Origin of the sequence: Rhodococcus sp. LB1 (assembly GCF_001583455.1) — a bacterium.
In the GTDB taxonomy this organism is placed as follows: Bacteria; Actinomycetota; Actinomycetes; order Mycobacteriales; family Mycobacteriaceae; genus Rhodococcus_F; species Rhodococcus_F opacus.
The window spans coordinates 1-4,096 of the sequence record NZ_LTCZ01000099.1 but is presented as its reverse complement, the minus strand read 5'-3'; the positions used below and the strand labels follow the sequence as shown (position 1 = coordinate 4,096).

The 4,096-nt window shown below is 67.8% G+C and carries 3 protein-coding genes and 1 pseudogene; 3 read left to right on the top strand and 1 reads right to left on the bottom strand.

Features of this window, described 5'->3' with window-relative positions; genetic code table 11:
- From AZG88_RS16490 to AZG88_RS16485, 3 genes are all read left to right on the top strand, one after another.
- Positions 1-1,040, top strand: a 1,040-nt coding sequence (locus tag AZG88_RS16490) for a GAF domain-containing sensor histidine kinase (RefSeq protein ID WP_156517510.1), incomplete at its 5' end; no start/stop codon positions are given.
- Between the two features lie 353 nt (positions 1,041-1,393).
- Entirely contained in the window at positions 1,394-1,828 is a 435-nt protein-coding gene (locus tag AZG88_RS55560; RefSeq protein ID WP_082833339.1) for a three-helix bundle dimerization domain-containing protein, read from the top strand.
- Complete coding sequence (locus AZG88_RS16485) at positions 1,825-3,225, top strand: diguanylate cyclase domain-containing protein (protein WP_061698286.1); 1,401 nt, start codon at positions 1,825-1,827, stop codon at positions 3,223-3,225. The genes AZG88_RS55560 and AZG88_RS16485 overlap by 4 nt, the downstream gene beginning before the upstream one ends.
- A 521-nt stretch (positions 3,226-3,746) precedes the next feature.
- On the opposite strand, the pseudogene AZG88_RS16475 reads toward AZG88_RS16485, so the two are convergent.
- Positions 3,747-4,096 (bottom strand): annotated as a pseudogene (locus AZG88_RS16475) (phosphate signaling complex PhoU family protein); the annotation flags it as partial.

The window sequence follows — 4,096 nt, the reverse complement described above, 5'->3', positions numbered from 1 at the left end:
GCGAGGTGCTCGATCTGATCGCCCGTCGGGCCCGCCACCTGGCCGGCGCCGACCACGTCCTGATCGCCCGACCCGATGACCTCGACCAAGAGTCCGCCGACGTCACCACCCTCACGGTCACCGCGTACGCAGGGAACGACCCGAGCGTGCACGGTATGCGGATCGGCGTCGACGACACCGTCACAGGTCGGGTCTACCGCACCGGGAAGCTGATCCAGGTGCCGGACATGAGCGACGCCGGACGGCACGGTCCGGCCCTGCTGCTGCCGCTGCGGGTGTCCGCGGACGCGGTGACCGGGATACTCGCCCTCATCCGCACCCTCGGCCGAGAACCGTTCGACGACCGCCAACTCCCCCTGGCCGCCGCCTTCGCCGACCAGGCCGCCCTCGCGCTGAAACTGGCCGACGATCAACGCCAGCTGGCCGCCATGTCACTGATCGCCGACCGGGACCGGATCGCACGTGACCTGCACGACCACGTCATCCAACGGTTGTTCGCGCACGGACTGCATCTGCAAAGCGCCCACTCGCGGACTCGCATCCCCGAGGCCCGGCGCCGGTTGTCGGACATGATCGACGACGTCCAGGACATCATCACCGACGTCCGCACCGCTATCTTCGATCTGCATGGCGGCGGGGACGACGGGTTCGCGCTGCGCCCGGCGCTGACCGCGATCATCACCGAACAAACCGGTGAGAGCGGGTTGCGGACCACGGTGCGCATGTCCGGGCCGATGAACGTGATCACCGGACCACTCGCCGACCATGCCGAAGCAGTGCTACGGGAAGCGCTCAGCAACGTCGCACACCACGCCCACGCCCACCACGTGGACGTCACCGTCTCCGTCGACGACGACCTCACCATCTGCGTCGCCGACGACGGAATCGGACTGCCCGACACCATCGCCCGCAGCGGCCTCCACAACCTCACCGCCCGCGCCCAACAGGCCGGCGGCACCTGCACCGTCGCCACCCTCGACACCGGCGGGACCCGACTGACTTGGTCCGCACCGCTCCCAGAAGTGTCAGAAGCAACCTGAATGTAAAGTTTCGGCGATCGATGTCGGTTGGGCCGACCGGTGACCCGTAATCATCCAGGAGGTATACCGGCGCTGATCCAGCGATCTTGCCGGAACCTTCAACAGTACATTTGGATCGAAATGTGTCGACCTGCGGAATGCGTCGTACGGGGCCGAGTGACCGCACTCAATGCGAGGAGGACGGTCCGAGGCGATGGCCCAAGTGTCGGTTCTTCTGTTACCTGTGTGGTTGTGTGAATCGGTATTGCGTGCGCATCCGACAGCGGTGGTAGCGGGATCAGGGTGCATTCAAACCTGATGAAACCGACTGAAGACCCTTCCCGACCGCCGTCGACGGGACCACAATTTCTGTCATGGACGTCACTGAAAAACAGCGCATCGACGCGGTGCGCGCACATCTGATCCAGCGGTACCAGTTCCTCGATGCCGACCGGGTCGACACTGCGATTCAGGCCGCCCACCATCGATTCGACGGATGCCAGATCCGGGGCTTCGTGCCCCTGCTCGTCGAACGCGCCGCCACCCCGCGCCCTCGACGAATCCCTGACCATCACACGGCCCGCGCCGTGACCACCGCGCCCGACACACCAGCCAGCGGAGGGCGACGAGAACACCGCCGGCAGTCACGAGGGGTCTGCCGGCGGCACACAACGCACCGCGTGTATGGATCGCACCCGCTCTCGCCCGCGCGGAAGGACATAGCGTGCCCAGGCCACCAACCCCAGCGTAGGCCCAAGCCCCCGCCACAAATGGGTCAGTCGAACACGGGAATCGGCCGCCCAGGATGAAACCGGAAACAGCGGAAGCCCGCATGCTGCTGTCGGCGATCGAACACGCCCAGAACATGGTCGCACTCGCCGACTACGACACCGGACGCCTGCGCTACCTCAACCCCGCCGGAATGCAGCTGATGGGACTGACCGACGACGACGCCGTCGCCGCCCGCTGGGCACCGGAATTCTTCACCGACGTCGGATTCATCCAGGCCCCCGAGATGGAATCGGCCCTGCTCGATCAGGGCCGATGGGAGGGCCGGTCGGAGTTTCGGCACTTCCTCACCGGTGAACCGATCCCCGTGACCCTGTCCACCTACGTGATCGAGCACACCGAGGACCAGCGCCCGGCGGTGATCGCCTGCATCGCCCAGGACCTGCGCACCGCCCAGGAGCACGAACAGCGCCTGCACACCGCGTTGGAGGCGGCCGCGTACCGGGTCCGCGAACAACGCGCCCTCGCCGACCTGAGTCAGCTCGCCGTCGACGGCGACCTCGACCACGTCCTCGTCGCCGCGGCGGACGCCGCCGCCGCGTTGGTGGGAGTCAACTGCGCCTCGGTGGCCCGGGCCGAGGAGCCGGGCGCGGTGTTGCGGGTGCTCGCCTACCGTGGTCAACCACCCGTCCCGGACACCTTCGCCCCCGGTACCGACTCCCAGCCCGGATACGCGGCCGCCACCGACCAGATCATCATCTGCCCCGACCGGTACGGCGAGCACCGGTTCTCCACCGAAGCCATGAATTCCCGGGGGCTACGGAGCGGAGTCTGCGTTCCCATCGGCGCCGAGACGGTGTGGGGTGTGCTCACCGCACACAGTGCCCGCCCCCGCGACTACTCCGACCGGGAGGTGATGTTCCTGCGCTCGGTGACCGCGGTGCTGGCGGCGGCGATCCGGCGCATCGAGGCCGAGCAGGCGCTGCGGCATCTGAGCCTGCACGACCCGTTGACCGGGCTGCCCAACCGTGCCCTGGCGCACCAGCAGATCGACGCCGCCCTGGACACCGCACGCGGAAGCGAGCGCACGGTTGCGGCGTTGCTGATCGACCTCGACGAGTTCAAGACCCTCAACGACCGGCTCGGCCACGCCGTCGGCGACGACGCCCTCATCCGGTTGGCCGAACAACTACAGTCGGTCATACGCCCCACCGACACCGTGGCCCGGATCGGCGGCGACGAATTCCTCATCGTCTGCCCCGACACCACCTCCGCCGACCAGGCCATCGCCCTCGCCACCCGCATCACCGAACTGCACATCGGACCCGACTCGCCCGGGCGCGAACTTCGGTACACCGCCAGCGTCGGCATCGCCCTCGCCGGACCGGAAGACACCCGGGAGACGTTGATCCGTCGCGCGGACGCCGCCATGTATGAAGCCAAAACCACCGGGAGCGGACACACCCTCGCCCCCTGACACGAACCCCACACCCGCACCCAAGCGCACCGCCACCGACATTCATTGTGCCTCATAATGTTCCCGCCGAAGCACCGAGCACGCCACCCAGGCCAGCCGAGCGCCGCCGAACCTGACCTTCCCCCAACAGGATCCGGGGCGCGGGTGCTTGCGACCGGGCCTCGGCCGGCACGAACACACGCGGTGCATCAGCGAGATGCGCGAGCACCCCAGACGGAACTCGCCCACAGGCCCACACCAGACCCCACCGCACCACATTCAGCTCAGCGACGACGAATACACCCGCGCCCACGCCGCCGCCCGCACCGCCGGCCAGAACCTCGAAACCTCCGGTCCACGACCGCATCACCGACGCCCTCGAACAACCCGAATAGCAGGTTCAGTCGGGGGTGAAGAACAGTTCCATCCCGATCATGAACCACGCCTCCATTGCCGCCATCGGCACGAACGCGCACACCAACAGCAGGGCGAAGTCCACACTCGGATCGGCCGCGGCGATGCGGCCCGTGCCGGGCGACGACCTACGGGGTCATCTGTTCCCCGGTGACGAGGAAAATCACCCGGCGCCCGACCACCACGGCATGGTCACCGAAGCGCTCGTAGAAACGCCCCAACAAAGCAGCCGGCGGTGCAGATCGTCGAGCCCGTCGTCGCGTCTGCCGATCTCGGCGGCCAGTTCGGGATCATGCGTGTGCAGCACCCGTTCGGCGAGGCCGGCCAACTCGGCCGCCACCCGCCCCATCTCGGAGAGAGATTTCTCCGCCTCACCGGAGGCGACGTGCTCGGGATGGCGGCGGCGGACGCTTTCGGCCACATGCTGCACTAGCCCGCCCATCCGGCTCAGATCCGTCACCAGGTGCACACCGGTGAC